Raw genomic sequence first — 17410 nt, 5'->3', positions numbered from 1 at the left:
CGGGAAGACGAGTTCAGTGGGACGCAGAGTAACGGCGGTTGGGCTACGATCGGTTCCCATCGGGGGATTGAACGGTGCTCTGCTCGCGCTGGGGAGCGTGCGGCGCGGGCCATCGGCCCCCTGCTGTCTCTTGTGGGGGTGGGCATGCCCGTGCGGGCTCCGGCGGACCGTTCCACGGTCGCCCGGCAGATCGAAGAACTGGCCGCGGAGGCGGAGCTCTCCGCCCGGGCGGGCGAACTCAAGGCCCTTTCCCGCGCGTTACGGGCGGACGACGACTCCGGTCTGCTCGACCCGTGGGCGGATCTCGATCTGCTGCACGCCTACGCCCGTCCGGAGAGCGTGGACCAGGGCGCCCCGGAGCAGGAGCACGCGGCCTGGGGCTGGCTCGAAACGCTCCTCGGCGGCCTGGTCTTCGTCCCGCTCGCACTGACCTGGCTCGGCCTGACCCGCGCGACCAGCGCCTACGAAGCCCTCACCGGAGCGGACCCGAGAGCCGCCGGGCGGCCCTTCCTCCAGCTCTGGCAGTCCGGCTTCGAAGGCCGCCTGACCGGCTTCTTCACCTTCGGCCACGTCGCCCTCTTCGCCACGATCGCGATCCTGGTGCTGCTCGCCCTGGTCCTGCTGCACGGCTGGCGCAAGGCCACCGTCGGCCGCCGCGCCGAGGAGGGGCGGCGCCGCGCCGACGCCCTGCTCCGCCGGCTCGTCCCCGTCCTGACCCAGGCCCAGCTCCATCTGAACGACCACCGCATGGCCTCGCCGCAGCGGTTCGCCGCCGAACTCACCAAGTCCGCGGCGACGCTGACCCGGCTCGGCGACAAGGCGGCCACCACCCAGCAGGAGCTGACCCACGCCGCCACGCTCGTCGGCGACTCCGTGGACAAGGCCGAGCGCCGGCTGGCCGGCATCGACACCTCCGTACGCCCCCTGGAGTCCGCCGCGAACCGGATCGAGGAGGCGGTGCGCGGCAACACCAAGGAGATCGAGGCCGCGGTGAGCGGCAGCGGGGCCACGGTCCGCCAGGCGCTGGAGGACGTACGGGAGATGAGCGGCGAGGTCCGGGACGTCCTGGACCGGGCCGGGGAGCGGGTGGAGGACTCCGTGATCGTGCTCGCCGCCTCGCAGCGCTCCTTCACGACCGGGATCGAGGTCACCGGCGACGTGTCCGCGCAGATCCTCGGCCGGCTGACGGAGGTCGTGGACGCCACCGCCCGCGGCAGCGCCGAGGCCCGGGAGCTGCTGGGCCGGCTCGCCGCGCAGACCGAGGCCCTGGGGCGGGTGGCCGAGCGGTTCGGGGACGCCGTCGAGGCGCTCCGGACCATGCCGGCGGCCCCCGCGGCACCGGGCACGGGGTACGAGTACGGTCCGGAGCGGGAGTCGTACGCGGGCCGGGCGGGCGGCCACGGCCCGGCGGGGACGGACGACGGCCCGCAGGACTCCCCGCGCCGTCCGGCCCTGCCCCCCGCCCCCCGCGACGCCGTGCCGCCCCGGGCGGACGCCCGGTGAGAGCACCGCGGTTCAACCCGCTGCACCTGGCCGGCTGGCTCTTCGCCGACATGCTGCTGGTGCTCGCCCTCGTCGCCATGGGCGACCAGGGCGACCCGCTCGCCGCCGAGTCCGCCCCGCCGAAGGCGTCCGGGAGCGCGAAGCCCGGACCCACGAAGAGCGCCCGCCCCAAGGGGCCGCGCGCCGTGACCCGTACGCCCGTGAAGGTGTCCATCGACGCCGCGCCCGGCGACCGCGCGCGGATCCAGGCGCGGCTGCGCGCCGTGACCGCGCGGTACGAAGGGCGGCAGGCGGCCTTCGTCCTGACCTTCGGGCGGCACTCCGACCCGGGCGCCGGCGGCGACTACGCCCACGAGGTCAACTCCCTGCTGGAGAAGGCCCGTCCGCAGATGTTCAAGGGCGCCACCACCCGCGACTTCTGGAAGGGCGGGTCCTCGGGCGGCCACGCCGACCTCGAGATCTACTTCTACACCTACTGACGTCCAGCGACGCCCCATCCGGAGGGAAGCAAGCCGTGCAGATTCTCCCGTTCTACCTCTTGTGCGACGAGTCGGGGTCGATGGCGGGGGACAACCTCGACACGCTCAACTCGACCCTGCCCGAACTGCACCACGAGATCAGCACCAACCCGACCGTGGCCGACAAGACCCGGTTCTGCCTCATCGGCTTCTCCACCGAGGCGAACGTGCTCCAGCCGCTCGTCGACCTCAGCGACATCGAGGAGGTGCCCGCGCTCGCCGCCGGCGGCCTCACCTCGTACGGCAACGCCTTCCGCACGCTGCTGCGCTGCATCGAGGCGGACGTGGCCGCGCTCAAGGCCGAGGGGCACGAGGTCTACCGCCCCGTCGCGTTCTTCATGTCCGACGGCATCCCGACCGACGACGACTGGCACCAGGCCTACAAGGAGCTGGCCGAGTCCCGCTACTGCCCGAAGATCATCGCCTTCGGCATCGGCGACGCGGAGGAGGCCACCATCGCCCACGTGGCCAACTTCCGCGCCTTCATGCAGCAGAACAGCCAGGTGTCGGCGGCGCAGGCGCTGCGCGAGTTCGCCTCCAGCCTGACCCGGTCGATCGTGCGGTCGGCGAGCAGCATCGCCGCCAACGGCGACTCCGACTTCACGCTCACCGTCGACGAGACCGTGCCCGGCTTCGCGACCGTGTCGCTCGACAAGCTCTGAGGCGGGACGACGATGGAACAGGAGAACCCGCCGGCCCCGCCCCCGGCCCTCGGAGCGCCCGCGCACAGCGGCCGCAAGCCCCCGAGCTATCCGCCGGTGCCCCAGGCGCTGCCCCGGGTGTCGGACGACCCCACCGCCGCCGTGCTGCCGGACATCGTCCTGGACGGCGCCGCCCACGGCCCGCTGACGGTACGGGCGGCTTCCGTACGCGGCGACTCTCACCGCTATCTCGGCGAGCCCCGGCAGGACGCGCTCGGCGTGAGCCTGCTCGGCGAGCCCGGCGCGGCGGAGCTGCTGATGCTCGCCGTGGCCGACGGGGTCGGTTCGGCGCGCCTCTCGCACGTCGGGTCCAACCACGCCTGCCGCTGGGCCGCGTGGATCCTCGCCCGCTACGCCGAGGAGCTGCACGAGGCCCTGGTGACCGAGGACGCGGAGCGGTTCGCCGCGCTCGCGGACACGGCGGCCGAGTGGATCGCGGCCCGCCTGACCCGGACCGCCGAGCGCGCCGCGCACGAGCCCGCGAGCTACGCCACCACCCTGCGCGTCCTCCTCGTCCCGCTCGACCCGGCCGTCCGCACCCGCGGCTTCCTGGCCGTCGGCGACGGCGGCACCGCGCTGCTCTCCGACGGCCGCTGGGACCTGACCGTCACCGACCCCGAGCCGGTCCCCGGCGCGGGCGCCGAGGACGGCGAAGCCGCCGAAGCGGCCGTCATCGACACCCGTACGGCGGCCCTGCCGCTGACCGGGACGGCCGTCACCCGGCTCATCGGCACCCGGCCGGGGGACGTCCTGGTGCTCGGCACCGACGGGCTGTCCACGCCGCTGGCCGGCGAGCAGGAGATGCGGGACTTCCTCCGCACGGCCTGGGGCGGCGGGACCGTGCCCGATCCGGCGGACTTCCTCTGGCAGGTGCAGTACCGGGTGAAGTCGTACGACGACGACCGGACCGCGGCCGTCCTGTGGGAGGCCCCGGCGTGAGCGCGCACGACGGTGCCGATGTCACGCAGGCCTCCCTGAAGATGCTGGGGAGGCTCTCGGTCGGCGGCCAGGGCGAGGTCCACGAGGTGGGCGGGCCGGGCGGCCTGCTCTTCAAGAAGTACCTGGAACCGCACAAGGTCGACGGGGACGCCCTCGCCTCGCTGGTGTCGCTGCGGCAGGGCCTCGCCCCGGCCGAGCGGGACCGGCTCGACCGGGAGGCGGCCTGGCCGCTGTGCCGGGTGGTGGACGGCGGCCGGGTCACCGGCTTCCTGATGCGCCGGGCGCCCGCCACCATGAGCTGGCGTACCGGCAAGGGAGACAGCAAGCTCATCGAGCTGTCGTACCTGCTGCGCGCGCCGAAGGCGGCCTGGCAGGGGGTCAGGCAGCCGTCCCCCGCCGAGCGGCACGCCCTGACCGTGGCGATTGTGGAGCTGTTCCAGTGGCTCCACACGATGGGGCTGGTCGTCGGCGACCTCTCGCAGGCGAACGTGCTGTGGTCCCTGGACCCCGGGCCCTCCGTCCACCTGCTCGACTGCGACGGCGTCCGGATCACCGGCCGCTCGCCGGTCCTCGACCAGGCGGACACCCCGGACTGGCTCGACCCGCTCGCCCCGCCCGGCTCGGTCACCGTCGACAGCGACCGCTACAAAGCCGCGCTCATGATCGGCCGGATCCTCGCCCAGGACGCCTACGCCTCCCCCGGCAAGCCCCTCGACCCGGTCGCCGGGGTGCTCGACGAGCGCCGGACGGCGGCGGTGCGACGGCTGTGGGGGCTGGCGGGCGGGGCGTACGGCACCCGGCCCGACCTCGGGCAGTGGCGCACGGCCCTGGCCGGGCGGGACACGATCCGGCTGATCGCGGCCCAGCCGGCCGCCCGGCCGGTGGTGGACCGCTCCAGGTTCGACGGGGGCGGGAACCGGGAGCGGGGCACCATTCCGCTGCGGGACTGAGAGCCCGTCAGCGGGCCGGGCGGTCCAGCGCGTCGAGGGTCGCGATCGACGGGCCCCGGGTCGCCCGCAGGTCGCGGGAGACCGCCTCGGCGTCGCGCAGCGCGCGGACCGCGTTGGACCACGTCAGCTTGGCGAGGTCTGCGGGCGACCAGCCGCGGGCCAGCAGCTCCGCGATCAGGTTCGGATAGCCGGCGACGTCGTCGAGGCCGGACGGGGTGAACGCCGTGCCGTCGTAGTCGCCGCCGATGCCGATGTGGTCGATGCCGGCGGCCTCGCGCATGTGGTCGAGGTGGTCGGCGACCGTGGCCGCCGTGGCGACCGGGCGCGGGTTCTCCGCCTCGAAGGCGCGGTGGACCGCCATCGCCCTCGGGGTGGTGTCCAGGTGGTGCAGGCCGTGGGCCCGCATGTTCGCGTCGGCCCGGTCCGTCCACTCCACGGCGGCGGGCAGGATGAACTTCGGGACGAACGTCGCCATCGCCACGCCCCCGTTGGCCGGCAGCCGTTCCAGCACGTCGTCGGGGATGTTCCGCGGGTGGTCGCAGACGGCCCGGGACGAGGAGTGCGAGAAGATCACCGGCGCGACGGAGGTGTCGAGGGCGTCCCGCATCGTCGTCGCGGCGACGTGCGAGAGGTCGACGAGCATGCCGACGCGGTTCATCTCGCGGACGACCTCGTGCCCGAAGGCCGAGAGCCCGCCGACGCCCGGCTCGTCGGTCGCCGAGTCCGCCCACGGGGTGTTGTCGTTGTGCGTGAGCGTCATGTAGCGCACGCCCAGGGTGTGCAGCGCGCGCAGGGTGGCGAGGGAGCCGTTGATGGAGTGGCCGCCCTCCGCGCCCTTCAGGGAGGCGATGCGTCCCTCCCGGCGGGCCGACTCCATGTCGGCCGCGGTGAGGGCGGGGGCGAGGTCGGCGGCGTACCGGGTGAGGAGCTGGTCGACGATGTCGATCTGCTCCAGGGTGGCGCTGACCGCGTCGTCGCCTGTGAGGCGGCAGGGGACGTAGACCGACCAGAACTGGGCGCCGACGCCGCCGGCCCGCAGCCGGGCCAGGTCGGTGTGGAGCGCTCCGGACTGGTCGGCCGCGATGTCCATGCGGTCCAGGTCGTAGCGGACGTGCTCGCGCAGCGCCCAGGGCAGGTCGTTGTGCCCGTCGACGACGGGCGCGGAGGCGAGCAGCTCCCGCGCCTCGGCGAGCCGGTCGGCGGCACGGGCGCCGGGCGTGGGGGTCCCGGGCGTGGGGGCGCCGGGCGTGGGGGTCCCGGACGCGGGGGTGCCGGGCGCGGGGGCGCCGGGCGTGGGGGTGCCGGGCGTGCTCACTTGGCGAATCCGAAGGACTCCGAGCCCTCGACCTTGGCCCGCAGCCGCTTGCCCTTCTCCGTCGCCTGGTCGTTCAGCTCCTGCTGGAAGTCCCGCATCCGGGCGAACAGCTCGGGGTCGTGCGCGGCGAGCATCCGGACCGCCAGCAGACCGGCGTTGCGCGCGCCGCCCACCGAGACCGTGGCCACCGGCACCCCGGCCGGCATCTGCACGATCGAGAGCAGGGAGTCCATGCCGTCGAGGTACTTCAGCGGGACCGGCACGCCGATGACGGGCAGCGGGGTGACGGAGGCGAGCATGCCCGGCAGGTGGGCGGCGCCGCCCGCGCCCGCGATGACCGCCTTCAGGCCGCGGCCGGCGGCCTGCTCGCCGTACGCGATCATCTCGCGCGGCATGCGGTGCGCGGAGACGACGTCGACCTCGTACGCGATCTCGAACTCGTCCAGGGCCTGCGCCGCGGCCTCCATGACGGGCCAGTCGGAGTCGGACCCCATGACGATGCCGACGACGGGGCTCTGGGGACGCTCGGGGCTCATTCGGTGATCGTTCCTCGCAGATAGCCGGCGGCGTGACGCGCGCGCTCCAGCACGTCGTCCAGGTCGTCGCCGTAGGTGTTGACGTGCCCCACCTTGCGGCCGGGCTTCACGTCCTTGCCGTACATATGGATCTTCAGCTGAGGGTCGCGGGCCATGCAGTGCAGATAGGCGTAGTACATGTCGGGGTAGTCCCCGCCCAGCACATTGCACATGACCGTCCAGGGGGCGCGCGGGCGCGGATCGCCCAGCGGGAGGTCGAGGACGGCCCGGACGTGGTTGGCGAACTGCGAGGTGATCGCGCCGTCCTGGGTCCAGTGGCCGGAGTTGTGGGGGCGCATGGCCAGCTCGTTCACGAGGATCCGGCCGTCGGTGGTCTCGAACAGCTCGACGGCCAGATGGCCGACGACCCCCAGCTCCTTCGCGATCCGCAGCGCCAGCTCCTGCGCCTGCCCGGCCAGCTCGTCCGAGAGGTCGGGGGCGGGGGCGATCACCGTGTCGCAGACGCCGTCGACCTGGCGGGACTCGACGACGGGGTAGGCGACGGCCTGGCCGTGCGGGGACCGGACGATGTTCGCGGCCAGCTCGCGCGCGAAGTCGACCTTCTCCTCGGCGAGGACCGCGACGCCGGCGCGGAACGGGTCGTGGGCGTCGGCCTCCGTACGGACGAACCAGACGCCCTTGCCGTCGTAGCCGCCGCGCACGGTCTTGAGGATGATCGGGAAGCCGCCCACCTCGGCGGCGAAGGCCGCCGCGTCCGCCGGATCGGCGACGATCCGGTGGCGTGGGCTCGGCGCCCCGATCTCGTCGAGCCGGGCGCGCATCACCCCCTTGTCCTGGGCGTGCACCAACGCGTCGGGCCCCGGGCGGACGGGGATGCCGTCCGCCTCCAGGGCCCGCAGGTGTTCGGTCGGGACGTGTTCGTGATCGAAGGTGATCACGTCACAGCCACGCGCGAAGTCACGCAGCGTAGCCAGGTCGCGATAGTCGCCGATGACGACCTCGCTCACCACCTGGGCCGCCGAGTCCTGCGGGGTGTCACTGAGGAGCTTGAACCTGATGCCGAGGGGGATGCCCGCCTCGTGGGTCATACGGGCGAGCTGACCGCCACCGACCATGCCGACTACCGGGAACGTCACCCTCTTAGGGTATCCGCACGATCGGCGAAGCCTCCTCCCCCTGTGCTTTGGCACAGGGCCGCCCGCTTTTCGCGTGCTTTGCGATGTCCACGGGCGTGCCGCGGACGGGCTGGTTAGCATGGCTGGGTTGACATCATCCGACGGACGGGGCTGAGCATCACCATGAGTGAACGAAGCGCACTGCGCGTGCGGCTTGATCAGCTCACCCGTGAGTTCGCGAAGTTCGGCGCGGTCGGTGCTGTCGGGCTCCTGGTGGACCTCGGGGTGTTCAACCTCGTACGCCACCTCACCGACCTGCCGGTCGTGCGGGCCAGCATCATCGCCACCGTCGTCGCCATCGCCTTCAACTACGTCGGGTTCCGCTACTTCACCTACCGTGACCGCGACAAGAGCAGCCGGACGAAGGAGCTGTCGCTCTTCTTCCTCTTCAGCGTCATCGGTCTGGTGATCCAGAACGGCGTGCTGTACGCGGCGACGTACGGCTTCGGCTGGGACACCCCGCTGCAGAGCAACGTCTTCAAGTTCCTCGGGATCGGTGTCGCGACGCTGTTCCGCTTCTGGTCGTACCGGACGTGGGTGTTCCGTACGCTGCCGGCGCGGGAGGCCGTACAGACCGCCGAATCGTTCCTCGAGCAGGCCCCGCGGCAGGCGGTCCGCAAGCAGCCCGACCGGGTCTGACCGGGGCCGGTGCGGCGCGGCCGGGGCTCTAGCGGACCGGGCGTTCCTGGTCCGTGTGGCTCTTGACCTCGCGGCTCAGGAAGAGCGCGAAGACCGGCGGCTGCTGCTGGAGCAGTTCGAGCCGCCCGCCGTCCGCCTCCGCGAGGTCGCGGGCGACGGCGAGGCCGATGCCGGTGGAGTTGCGGCCGCTGATGGTCCGCTCGAAGATCCGCGCGCCGAGGTCGGCGGGGACGCCCGGCCCCTCGTCGGTGACCTCGATCACGGCCTGGTTGCCGATGACGCGGGTGCGCAGGGCGACGGTGCCGCCGCCGTGCATGAGCGAGTTCTCGATCAGCGCGGCGAGGACCTGGGCCACCGCGCCGGGTGTGCCGACCGCCCGCATGCCCTGCTTGCCGGAGTGGACGATGGCCCGTCCGGCGCCCCGGTAGGCGGTACGCCACTCCTCGATCTGCTGCTTGACGACCTCGTCGAGGTCGAAGGCGATCGCGGAGCCGGTCCGGGGGTCGCGCGAGTTGGTGAGGAGCCGCTGGACGACGTCGGTGAGCCGCTCGACCTGGGCGAGGGCGATCGTCGCCTCCTCCTTGACGGTGTCGAGGTCGTCGGCGACCGCGACCTCCTCCAGGCGCATGGACAGGGCGGTGAGGGGCGTCCGGAGCTGGTGGGAGGCGTCGGCGGCGAGCCGGCGCTCGGCGGTGAGCATCCGGGCGATCCGCTCGGCGGAGGCGTCCAGGACGTCGGCGACCCGGTCCAGCTCGGGCACTCCGTACCGCCGGTGGCGCGGTCGGGGGTCGCCCGAGCCGAGGCGCTCGGCGGTCTCGGCGAGGTCGGTGAGTGGGGACGCCAGCCTGTTGGCCTGCCGTACGGCGAGGAGTACGGCGGCCACGACGGCGAGCAGGGCCACGGCACCGATGATCAGGAGGGTGCGGCCGACCTCGGCGGTGACGGTGGAGCGGGACTCCTCGACGGTGACGGTCTCGCCGCGCTCGCCTTCCGCGGTGGCCCGGATGACGCTGCCCTGGGGGCGGGCGCCGATCTCGATGGCGTCGCGGCCGGGGATCTCGATGAGGGCGTACCGCTTGGCGCCGCTCTGCTCGGCGAGGATGTCGGGGTTGACGGGTTCCCCGCCGATGAGGCGGCTGTCGACGATCGCGACCAGGCGCAGGGCCTCGGAGTCCACGCTCTCCTGGGCGCTGCTGGAGATGGTGCGGGTCTCGACGATGACGAGGGACACCCCGAAGACGGCGATGACGACGAGCACCACGGCGAGCGTGGAACTGATGAGCCTGCGGCGCACGGGGCCCTCCGGGCGGGGGTACGGGGTCCTGCCGCCCCGAGCCTACGGCGCGGGGGCGGGCGGACACGGCGCGACGGGTCGGGCCGGTGGGGCGGGGGCGGGCATGCCCGGATCGGGGCCCGGGCTGGGCGGGCGACTGGGGCGGGCGACTGAGGCACGGCCGGTGGGGCCGGTGAGGCCCGGGGGGCTCGGTCGCGGCGAACCCCGTCGCCAGCTGCGGCCTAGCTCTTCTCGAAGCGGAAGCCGACGCCCCGGACGGTGGCGATGTAGCGGGGGTTGGCCGCGTCGTCGCCCAGCTTCTTGCGCAGCCAGGAGATGTGCATGTCGAGGGTCTTCGTCGAGGACCACCAGGTGGTGTCCCAGACCTCCCGCATCAGCTGATCGCGGGTCACGACCCGGCCCGCGTCCCGGACCAGGACCCGGAGCAGGTCGAACTCCTTGGCCGTGAGCTGGAGCTCCTCGTCGCCCATCCAGGCGCGGTGCGACTCGACGTCGATGCGCACGCCGTGGGTGGACGGGGCGACGACCGGCTCGGTGGCGCCGCGCCGGAGCAGGGCCCGGACGCGGGCGAGGAGTTCGGCGAGCCGGAAGGGCTTGGTGACGTAGTCGTCGGCGCCCGCGTCGAGCCCGACCACGGTGTCGACCTCGTCGGCGCGGGCGGTCAGGACCAGGATCGGGACCGTGTGGCCCTCGGCGCGCAGCCTCCGGGCGACCTCCAGGCCGTCCATGCCGGGCAGCCCGAGATCCAGCACCACGAGGTCGACGCCGCCCTGGAGTCCGGCGTCGAGGGCGGTGGGCCCGTCCTCCCGCACCTCGACCTCGTACCCCTCCCGCCGCAGGGCGCGGGCCAGCGGTTCCGAGATGGATGCGTCGTCCTCGGCGAGCAGTACACGGGTCATGGGGTGATGGTAGTCCGCACGGCCCCTGGCCAGGGGCATGATCCACAGGGTGACGGGCCGCCCTGGGCTTCAGAGCGGTTAACCTGCTGATGACCTTCGATCATGGTCATACGGTTCCCGATGGACCTGTGATCCATCTCTCAAGTCCTTCCATATCCGCCCCTGTCGTGCCGTATGGTGGCGAGGCGTCTGTTGCGGTAAACGGGGACCTTTGGCTGCTTCGCACACCAAGGGTCTCTTTTCTGCGCGAGGTGGGCCGTGCCGACCTCCAGGACAGCGAACGACCTGTGGGCCGGGTCCCGGAGCGCGTTGCCGCGCCCCGGGGCGTGGATCCCGGCGCGGTGCGACCGCCCCTCGCCGGTGCCGGCCTCCCCCACCGGGCGCACCACGCTCACAAGGCGCGCGTCCCGACAGAGCAAGGATCGACATGGCGTCCAGCCTGACGACGACTTCGTCCGGAACCCCTGGTTCCGAGAAGACGTTCTTCGGCCACCCCCGCGGCCTGGCCACTCTCTTCATGACCGAGATGTGGGAGCGCTTTTCCTGGTACGGGATGCGCGGCATCCTCGTCCTCTACCTGGTCGCGGGTGTGCTCGACGGCCCTCTCGAGGGGCGTGAGGCGCTGGCCGCCTCCATCTACGGCGTCTACAACGCGGTCGTCTACATGGCCGCGATGCCCGGCGGCTGGGTCGCCGACCGTCTCTGGGGCGCCCGCAAGGCCGTGCTCGTCGGTGGAATCGTCATCGCTCTGGGCCATTTCACGCTGGCGATCCCGTCCGACACGGCCTTCTTCGCCGGCCTGGCGCTCATCGCGGCCGGCACGGGCCTGCTGAAGCCGAACATCTCGGCCATGGTCGGCGGCCTCTACGAAGGCCAGCCGAGCGCCCGCCGCGACGCCGCCTTCACGCTGTTCTACATGTCGATCAACATCGGTGGCATGGCCGCTCCGCTGGTCGTCGGCTACCTCGGCGAGAACGTCAACTGGCACCTCGGCTTCGCGGTCGCCGGCATCGGCATGACCCTCGCCGTCATCCAGTACATCCTCGGCTCCCGTCACCTCGGTGACGTCGGCAAGGAGCCGGGCACCCCGGCTACGCCCGAGGAGAAGCGCAGCGCGCTGCGCAAGGTCCTGCTGTGGGGCGGCCTGGCCGTCGCCGCGCTGCTGGCCGACATCGCGCTCGGTACGTACGACATAGAGCACATCGTGAACGTCCTCGCGGTGCTCGGCATCGTCGTGCCGGTCGTCTACTTCGTCACGATGTACCGCAACCCCGCCCTGGCCGCCGAGGACAAGCCGAAGATCAAGGCGTTCGCGTGGTTCTTCGCCACCGCCGTCCTGTTCTGGATGATCTACGACCAGTCGGGCTCGCTGCTCACCCTCTTCGCCGACGGCAAGACCGACCGCATGATCGGCGGCTGGGAGTTCCCGGCTTCCTGGTACCAGTCGGTGAACCCCGCGATGGTCATCGTCCTGGCGCCGGTCTTCGCCGCGCTGTGGGTCAAGCTCGCCAAGCGCAACCGCGAGCCCAGCGCCCCGATGAAGTTCGCCCTCGCGATGCTCCTCATCGGCGGATCGTTCGCCATCATGGGTCTCGCGGGTGCCGCCGCGGCGAACAGCGACACCGGCAAGGTCACCGTCTTCTGGCTGCTGAGCGTCTACCTCGTCCAGACCATCGGCGAGATGTGCCTCTCGCCGGTCGGCCTCTCCCTGTCCACGAAGCTGGCTCCCAAGCAGTTCGTCGGCCAGATCATGGGCCTGTGGTTCCTGGCCACGGCGACGGGCAACGCCCTGAACGGCTGGACCACCAAGCTCAACAAGCCGTTGGGCGACGCCATGTACTACACCCTCTGGGCGGTCGTGGCGGTCGCCGCGGGCCTCGCGTTCATGACAGCGGGCAAGAAGATCCGCGCGCTCATGGGCGACGTGCGCTGACGCACCCGCGCCTTACGGGTCCGTCCCGGCACGCATCACGTGCCGGGACGGACCCGTTTCGTCGTTCGCGCGCCGCTACTTGGTCTGCACGCTGAACCCGCGCAGGAAATTCTTCGTGCCACAGTGCACGGTGGACTTCTGGCCGGCCCCGACCCAGGAGCCGTAGAGCGTCCACGCCATCACGTGCTCACGGGCGCCCTGCACCTGGTCGCACTTGAGGACGACCCGGTGCTTGCTCACCGACTTGCCGCCGCCCGGCTTGCAGGTCGAGTACGCGGTGGGCCGGCCGAGCTTGTCCATGGAGGCATACGCCTTGCAGGTGTACTTGCCCGCGGCCTGGGCCGGAGACGCGGCGATCAGCCCCGTTCCGCCGGCCCCGACCATCACAGCGAGTGCTCCCGCGGCGAACTTCTTCCCCCAGTGCATGTGCGTTCCTTTCCGTACGCCGGACTCCGATCGGGCTCGACGTACCCGTCCCTGCTGGTCAGGCAGGCTCGTCTTTGTCCGCCCTTCGTTCGGGCGATCATGCGAACCCAACCATGTGGATCAGCCGCATCACAAACAGTGACCGGCGGATGGAGGCACGGCCGGGCGGCGCCGAGTCCGTGTCAGCGTCGCAAACGGCCCCACGGGGTGAAGGTGAACACCGCGCCGCCGAGGAGGATCACCGTGCCCGCCACCAGGGCGAGGGCCCGCAGGGCGCCCTCGTCCTCGGCGCCGGTGTCGGCGAGGCCGCCGCCGGAGCCGGCCGAGCCGCCCGTGCCGCCGCCCGCGCCGGCGTCACCGCCGCTGCCGCCCGAGGCGCCGCCGGCCTGCTTGGTGGTGTCGAGCTCCAGGGACGCCTGGACGCTCCCCTTGACCTGGCAGGGGATCACGATCGGCGAGCCCCCGAGCGAGACGTGGATCGTCAGGGTGCCGGGGCTGAGCGTGGCCTTGCCCGTGGCGCCGGGGGTGTACGTGCCCTTCATGTCCGGCAGGTCGACCGGCTTGCCCTGCTCCAGCGGGGCGGAGTTCGCCGGGCCCTGGACGTTCACCGTGCCGCTGTCCGCGCCGCCGATCCTGATCGCCATCGACGGCTTCAGCGCGCCGGCGGGGAGCGGGGCGGGGCTGTCCATGACGCCCTTGGCGGTCTTGACGGTGAGGTCGTAGGCCCCGCCGTTCTTCTTTGCGTTGACGGTCACCTTGGAGGTGATGTTCGCCGGGCCGGGCGACTGGCAGGCGAACTGGACCGCCACCTCCTTGCCGGGGAAGTCGGTCTGGCCGCCTCCACCACCGGAGCCGCCGGAGGCGGTGGACCCGCCGGAGGTCGTGGAGCCGCCCGACGTCGTGGACCCGCCGGACGCGGTCGTACCGCCGGAGGCCGTGGACCCGCCCGACGTCGTCGTACCACCGGACGTCGTACCGCCCGACGTCGTCGTACCGCCGGAGGTCGTCGTACCGCCGGACGTGGTCGTACCGCCCGTCGTCGAGCCGCCGCCCGCCGACACCTTGATCGTCGCGCCGACCCCGACCGCCGCCTTCGGCGCACACTTCGTGTCCGTCGACAGCGGCTTCGAGACGTTGATCGTGTACTTGTCCGGCGTCAGCGTGATCTCGCCCGCCTTCTCCAGCTTCAGCTTGCCCTTCATGTCCGGCAGCACCATGGGGCTGTTCTTCGGGATCGGCGGGTTCTGCCGCGGTCCCTCCAAGGTCAGCGTGCCGCTCGCCGCGCCGCCCACCTTCACGACCCCGGACGGCTTGACGGTGTCCTTGCCCAGGTCGAGGACGTCGGGGTTCTTGGACGCGGCCGCGACCGTCTTCCAGACGATCTCCACCTCGTCGCCGACCTTGGCCTCCGCCGGCGCGGTGATCTGCACCTTCGTGGTGCCCTGCACCGGTGGCAGGCCGGAGATCGCCGGTGGAACGCACTCGGTCGGGTAGGCGACCTCGGCTGCCTGGGCGGGGGCGGCGGTCAGCAGGATCCCCGCGCCGCCGAGCATCAGCGCGACTCCGGCCGCGCTCATCCTCCGTTGCGTGCTCACGAATGTCCCTTCGTCGTCGGGCTGTTCTCTGACGGTGCGGAGTCCGGGGTGAACCACGGCAGGACCGTGGTCGTGTCGTCCCTCCCGGGGACGGGTCCGGCGGGGGCACGGCCGGCGTCGGCCGCCGTACGGGCCGGAGTGCGGCGGGCCGGAAGCCGGCGTACGGGTGTGGTGCGGGCGCGGCGGTGTCCCGCGCCGGGCCCGGGCCGTACCCGGTCCACCACCGCCATGCCGATACGGAAGAGCGCGGCCGGGACGACCACGGCGAGGAGCAGCCAGAACAGCGTCACGCCCCACGGCCGGCCCACGCCCCACGGCTGTTCGACCAGGACCTTCCCGGCGTACTTCACCGAGACCTGGTAGTCGCCGTGGGCGCCCGCCGAGAGTTCGACGGGCAGCCGGACGAGGGCTTTCCTGCCGGGTTCGACGGTGCCGCGCCACTGCCGTTCCTCGTACGTCGGCGAGAAGACGCCGTGGCTCGTGCCGACCTGGAAGACCGGGTCCTTGACGGCGGACCGGCCGAGGTTGCCGACGGTGAAGACGATCTCGCGGGCGGGCGGGGCGCCGAACCAGACGAGGACGCCGCTGGAGCCGTCCAGGCGCGCGGAGGCGAGGACGGCGAGCCTGCCGTCGCCGGTGGCCTCGGGCAGCGGGGCGGTGGGGTGCCCGGCGACGGTGAAGGCCACGTCCACGGCGTCCTGCGCGCCGGTGACCCCGGCGACGTGGACGACGCACGGGCAGGGGACGGGCGGTTCGGCGACCGGGACCTTCCGGCTGAAGCCGCCCTTGGCGTCGACGGTGGCCGCCCTGCCGACCGTGTTGGCGCAGGAGTTGGTGCCGCCGATCACCCCCTTGCCGGGCTCGGCCTGGCCGCAGATCAGCAGCATCAGCAGGGCTCCGGGCTTCCATTTCGCCCCGCTTACGGTGATCTCGCCGCCCTTGCCGCCCTCGGCACGGGACAGGGAGACCGTGGGCCCGGGCGCGGCCGCCTGGCGGGGCGCGGCGGGCGCGGCGACCTGGCGTGGCGCGGCGGACAGTTCGCCGGCGGCGGCCTCGGCGGCGGGCAGGAAGGGGAGCAGGGGCAGCGCCGCGGCCAGGAGGGCGCAGAGCAGCACGACACGGGCCCACCCGGGGACCCGGCCGCCCGGCCGGCGGGCCCGGCGACGCGGCACGGCACGTGACCTGGCGGTGTCCCCGCGGGCCCGGCCCCGCGGCACGGCTCGGGGCCGCTGGGTAGCCGCCCCGGCCTCGCCGCGTTCCACGGCACTGGGCCGTGCGGTCGCCCCGCCGGGCCGGCGGCCGCGTCGTCCCGTCGCGCGAAGGCCCGTCACCGTCACGGTCATCGTCTCTCCCCTGCCGTCGCCTCGGCCAACTGGCGTTCCACCGACCGCCCTTCGGGCTCGCGTCCGGCCGGTGGGGCCCGTCGGCGGCCTGCCCTGCGCGCCCACGCCGTCGTCGCGGCCACCGCCGCCGCGCCCGCGAAGAGCGCGCCCGCGACCACGGCGGCGGGCGGGACGAGGACCGCCTCGGCCCGGGCGGTCACCGGCGGGGCTCCGGACGCGGTGGCGCGCAGGTCGACGGTGACCGAGTCGAGCGCGGGCGGGTCGGGCCAGGGTTCGCTGCGGGCGAGCCGTTCCCCGGGGCGCAGGGAGACCGGCAGGGCCCGGGAGGGCCGGTCGAGGACGGTGCCGAGGATGCCGTGGGCGCGTACGGACAGGTGGGGTTCGAGGACGGTGCTGCCCCGGTTGACCAGCGTGTAGTGGAGGGTGCCGGCGTCGTCGAGCCGTACGTCCTCGACGGTGAACGCGGCCAGCCGCGGCCCGCTGACCCGCAGGTGGACCGGCACCCGGGCCTGCCGGCCGGCGGCGTCGGCGGCGAGGACCGCGCCCCGGTGGTCGCCGGGTGCGGTCCTCGGCGTGACGGTCACGGCGAAGGGCACGTCCGCCCGGGTCCGCGCCGGGACGGTCACCGACCGGGCGGCGAAGGAGACGGAGGCGGCGCCCTCGCCGCTGAGGCGTACCGTGACCGGCGCCGTGCCGGGGTTGGTCAGGGACAGGGTGTCCCGCAGGACGCTCCCGGCCTCGCCCTCCAGGTAGACGTAGGGCCGCTGTTCGGCCGGAGCCGCCGTCCAGCCGGGCGGGGGCGCGGCCGCCACGGCGCCCAGCAGCGCGGCGACGGCGGCCCCCGCCCTCCACGACCGGCCGGCCCAGGCGCCCCGCATCAGCGCGCCGTGCGCCGCGTGAGCCAGAGGACCCCGACCGCGCCGGTCAGCAGGACGGTGCCGCCGAGGGTGCCGAGCGCGGTCGCGGAGTCGAGCGGGCCGGTCCTGGGCAGTTCGCCGCCGCCCGAGGGCGGGGTCTCCTCGGAGCCTCCGCCGGACGCTCCACCGCCACCGCCGGGCGCGGTGACCGCCAGCTCCAGGGAGGGCCGGGGGTTGTTCTTCGGCGTGCAGACGGCGGCGTCCATGCCGAGGGCGTGGACGGTGAGCGTGCCGGCCGTGAAGGTGACCTTGCCGCTCTTCGTCGGCGTGTACGTCCCCGTCAACTGCCCGATCTTGATGGGGGTGTCGGGCGGGATCGCCTCGGTGTTGGGCGTGCCCTTGACCTTCACCGTACCGCTGCCGGCGCCCCCGACCTCGAGCTCGGCGCGCGGGGTCATGACCCCTTTGGGGAGTTCGACGGGGCTGTCGGAGACGCCCTTCTCGAACGACATGGTGAGCGTGTAGGAGCCGCCGTTCTTGACGGCCTTGATGTCGACGGGCGAGACGGCGCCCTTGGGGCCGATCTTCGTCTCGCAGGCGTAGTCGACGTCGACGACGGCGGCCTGGGCCGCGGGGGCGGAGGCCAGCACCACCGAGCCCGCCGCCGCCACTGCCAGCGCGAAAGCTGTTCTCCTCCGGTACGGCACCTCAAGCACCCCTCACCGCAAAGTTACTGACGGCTTATCAGATTGGGCGTCAAGGTACGCCTGGGGCGTTGAGGAGGGAA

The 17410-nt window shown here is 73.1% G+C and carries 17 protein-coding genes; 7 read left to right on the top strand and 10 right to left on the bottom strand.

Translation table 11 applies throughout. The features are described from left to right. Window positions 1–144 precede the first annotated feature (144 nt). From ACZ6RC_RS27650 to ACZ6RC_RS27630, 5 genes are read left to right on the top strand one after another with little or no spacing between them, the layout of a single operon-like run. The gene (locus tag ACZ6RC_RS27650; protein ID WP_469588039.1) at window positions 145–1503 is read left to right on the top strand and encodes a methyl-accepting chemotaxis protein; all 1359 of its coding nucleotides are present in this window, start codon (window positions 145–147) and stop codon (window positions 1501–1503) included. After that, a complete protein-coding gene (locus ACZ6RC_RS27645) occupies window positions 1500–1982 on the top strand; it encodes a hypothetical protein (RefSeq protein ID WP_453617296.1) in 483 nt (160 codons plus the stop codon). The genes ACZ6RC_RS27650 and ACZ6RC_RS27645 overlap by 4 nt, the downstream gene beginning before the upstream one ends. A 35-nt stretch (window positions 1983–2017) precedes the next feature. Then, window positions 2018–2683 carry a vWA domain-containing protein gene (locus ACZ6RC_RS27640; RefSeq protein ID WP_391145454.1) on the top strand — a complete coding sequence of 222 codons (666 nt, stop codon included), beginning with the start codon at window positions 2018–2020 and terminating at the stop codon, window positions 2681–2683. Window positions 2684–2695: 12 nt separating this feature from the next. Continuing rightward, entirely contained in the window at window positions 2696–3661 is a 966-nt protein-coding gene (locus tag ACZ6RC_RS27635) for a protein phosphatase 2C domain-containing protein (protein ID WP_469588036.1), read from the top strand. Continuing rightward, window positions 3658–4611 (top strand): hypothetical protein, encoded by a 954-nt coding sequence (locus tag ACZ6RC_RS27630; protein WP_391145461.1) that lies wholly within the window; start codon window positions 3658–3660, stop codon window positions 4609–4611. The genes ACZ6RC_RS27635 and ACZ6RC_RS27630 overlap by 4 nt, the downstream gene beginning before the upstream one ends. Window positions 4612–4618: 7 nt before the next feature. Here ACZ6RC_RS27630 and ACZ6RC_RS27625 read toward each other — a convergent pair whose 3' ends face one another. The 3 genes from ACZ6RC_RS27625 to ACZ6RC_RS27615 all read right to left on the bottom strand — a co-directional run bounded on the left by ACZ6RC_RS27625 (window position 4619) and on the right by ACZ6RC_RS27615 (window position 7598). Continuing rightward, on the bottom strand, window positions 4619–5785 hold the full coding sequence (locus tag ACZ6RC_RS27625) for a dipeptidase (RefSeq protein WP_469588140.1): 1167 nt from the start codon (window positions 5783–5785) through the stop codon (window positions 4619–4621). A 137-nt stretch (window positions 5786–5922) separates the two neighbouring features. After that, window positions 5923–6462, bottom strand: a complete 540-nt coding sequence (gene purE / locus ACZ6RC_RS27620) for a 5-(carboxyamino)imidazole ribonucleotide mutase (protein WP_391145463.1) — start codon at window positions 6460–6462, stop codon at window positions 5923–5925. Beyond that, entirely contained in the window at window positions 6459–7598 is a 1140-nt protein-coding gene (locus ACZ6RC_RS27615; protein WP_391145465.1) for a 5-(carboxyamino)imidazole ribonucleotide synthase, read from the bottom strand. Before ACZ6RC_RS27615 ends, purE begins: the two co-directional genes overlap by 4 nt. 162 nt (window positions 7599–7760) lie before the next feature. On the opposite strand from ACZ6RC_RS27615, the gene ACZ6RC_RS27610 reads away from it, so the two are divergent. Continuing rightward, on the top strand, window positions 7761–8276 hold the full coding sequence (locus ACZ6RC_RS27610) for a GtrA family protein (protein ID WP_453617304.1): 516 nt from the start codon (window positions 7761–7763) through the stop codon (window positions 8274–8276). A 28-nt stretch (window positions 8277–8304) separates the two neighbouring features. On the opposite strand, the gene ACZ6RC_RS27605 is transcribed toward ACZ6RC_RS27610, so the two are convergent. Next, window positions 8305–9570 carry an ATP-binding protein gene (locus ACZ6RC_RS27605; RefSeq protein WP_469588029.1) on the bottom strand — a complete coding sequence of 422 codons (1266 nt, stop codon included), beginning with the start codon at window positions 9568–9570 and terminating at the stop codon, window positions 8305–8307. Window positions 9571–9791: 221 nt separating this feature from the next. After that, complete coding sequence (locus ACZ6RC_RS27600; RefSeq protein WP_391145472.1) at window positions 9792–10469, bottom strand: response regulator transcription factor; 678 nt, start codon at window positions 10467–10469, stop codon at window positions 9792–9794. A 427-nt stretch (window positions 10470–10896) separates the two neighbouring features. On the opposite strand from ACZ6RC_RS27600, the gene ACZ6RC_RS27595 reads away from it, so the two are divergent. Then, window positions 10897–12402: a peptide MFS transporter gene (locus tag ACZ6RC_RS27595; RefSeq protein WP_469588027.1), complete on the top strand. Its 1506-nt coding sequence runs from the start codon at window positions 10897–10899 to the stop codon at window positions 12400–12402. A gap of 75 nt (window positions 12403–12477) precedes the next feature. Here the strand turns inward: ACZ6RC_RS27595 and ACZ6RC_RS27590 are convergent, their stop codons facing one another. From ACZ6RC_RS27590 to ACZ6RC_RS27570, 5 genes are all read right to left on the bottom strand, one after another. Further along, window positions 12478–12828, bottom strand: coding sequence for a hypothetical protein (locus tag ACZ6RC_RS27590; RefSeq protein WP_469588024.1), 351 nt, complete (start codon window positions 12826–12828; stop codon window positions 12478–12480). 182 nt (window positions 12829–13010) lie between these two features. Further along, window positions 13011–14405: a hypothetical protein gene (locus ACZ6RC_RS27585; protein ID WP_469588137.1), complete on the bottom strand. Its 1395-nt coding sequence runs from the start codon at window positions 14403–14405 to the stop codon at window positions 13011–13013. A 14-nt stretch (window positions 14406–14419) separates the two neighbouring features. Then, window positions 14420–15595 (bottom strand): hypothetical protein, encoded by a 1176-nt coding sequence (locus ACZ6RC_RS27580; protein WP_469588023.1) that lies wholly within the window; start codon window positions 15593–15595, stop codon window positions 14420–14422. A gap of 167 nt (window positions 15596–15762) precedes the next feature. Next, the gene (locus tag ACZ6RC_RS27575; protein WP_453617307.1) at window positions 15763–16644 is read right to left on the bottom strand and encodes a COG1470 family protein; all 882 of its coding nucleotides are present in this window, start codon (window positions 16642–16644) and stop codon (window positions 15763–15765) included. Then, on the bottom strand, window positions 16644–17330 hold the full coding sequence (locus ACZ6RC_RS27570) for a peptidase (RefSeq protein ID WP_453617309.1): 687 nt from the start codon (window positions 17328–17330) through the stop codon (window positions 16644–16646). The genes ACZ6RC_RS27575 and ACZ6RC_RS27570 overlap by 1 nt, the downstream gene beginning before the upstream one ends. Window positions 17331–17410: the final 80 nt, after the last annotated feature.

Source organism: Streptomyces sp. NPDC048353, from assembly GCF_055587165.1.
Note: the sequence above shows the minus strand (reverse complement) of the source record. Positions and strands in the feature narration are given on the sequence as shown.

Coding starts and splice junctions, on each gene's coding strand:
- ACZ6RC_RS27650 (WP_469588039.1), top strand. CDS start 145: ATGCCCGTGCGGGCTCCGGCGGACCGTTCCACGGTCGCCCGGCAGATC.
- ACZ6RC_RS27635 (WP_469588036.1), top strand. CDS start 2,696: ATGGAACAGGAGAACCCGCCGGCCCCGCCCCCGGCCCTCGGAGCGCCC.
- purE (WP_391145463.1), bottom strand. CDS start 6,462: ATGAGCCCCGAGCGTCCCCAGAGCCCCGTCGTCGGCATCGTCATGGGG.
- ACZ6RC_RS27610 (WP_453617304.1), top strand. CDS start 7,761: ATGAGTGAACGAAGCGCACTGCGCGTGCGGCTTGATCAGCTCACCCGT.
- ACZ6RC_RS27600 (WP_391145472.1), bottom strand. CDS start 10,469: ATGACCCGTGTACTGCTCGCCGAGGACGACGCATCCATCTCGGAACCG.
- ACZ6RC_RS27595 (WP_469588027.1), top strand. CDS start 10,897: ATGGCGTCCAGCCTGACGACGACTTCGTCCGGAACCCCTGGTTCCGAG.
- ACZ6RC_RS27590 (WP_469588024.1), bottom strand. CDS start 12,828: ATGCACTGGGGGAAGAAGTTCGCCGCGGGAGCACTCGCTGTGATGGTC.
- ACZ6RC_RS27585 (WP_469588137.1), bottom strand. CDS start 14,405: ATGAGCGCGGCCGGAGTCGCGCTGATGCTCGGCGGCGCGGGGATCCTG.
- ACZ6RC_RS27575 (WP_453617307.1), bottom strand. CDS start 16,644: ATGCGGGGCGCCTGGGCCGGCCGGTCGTGGAGGGCGGGGGCCGCCGTC.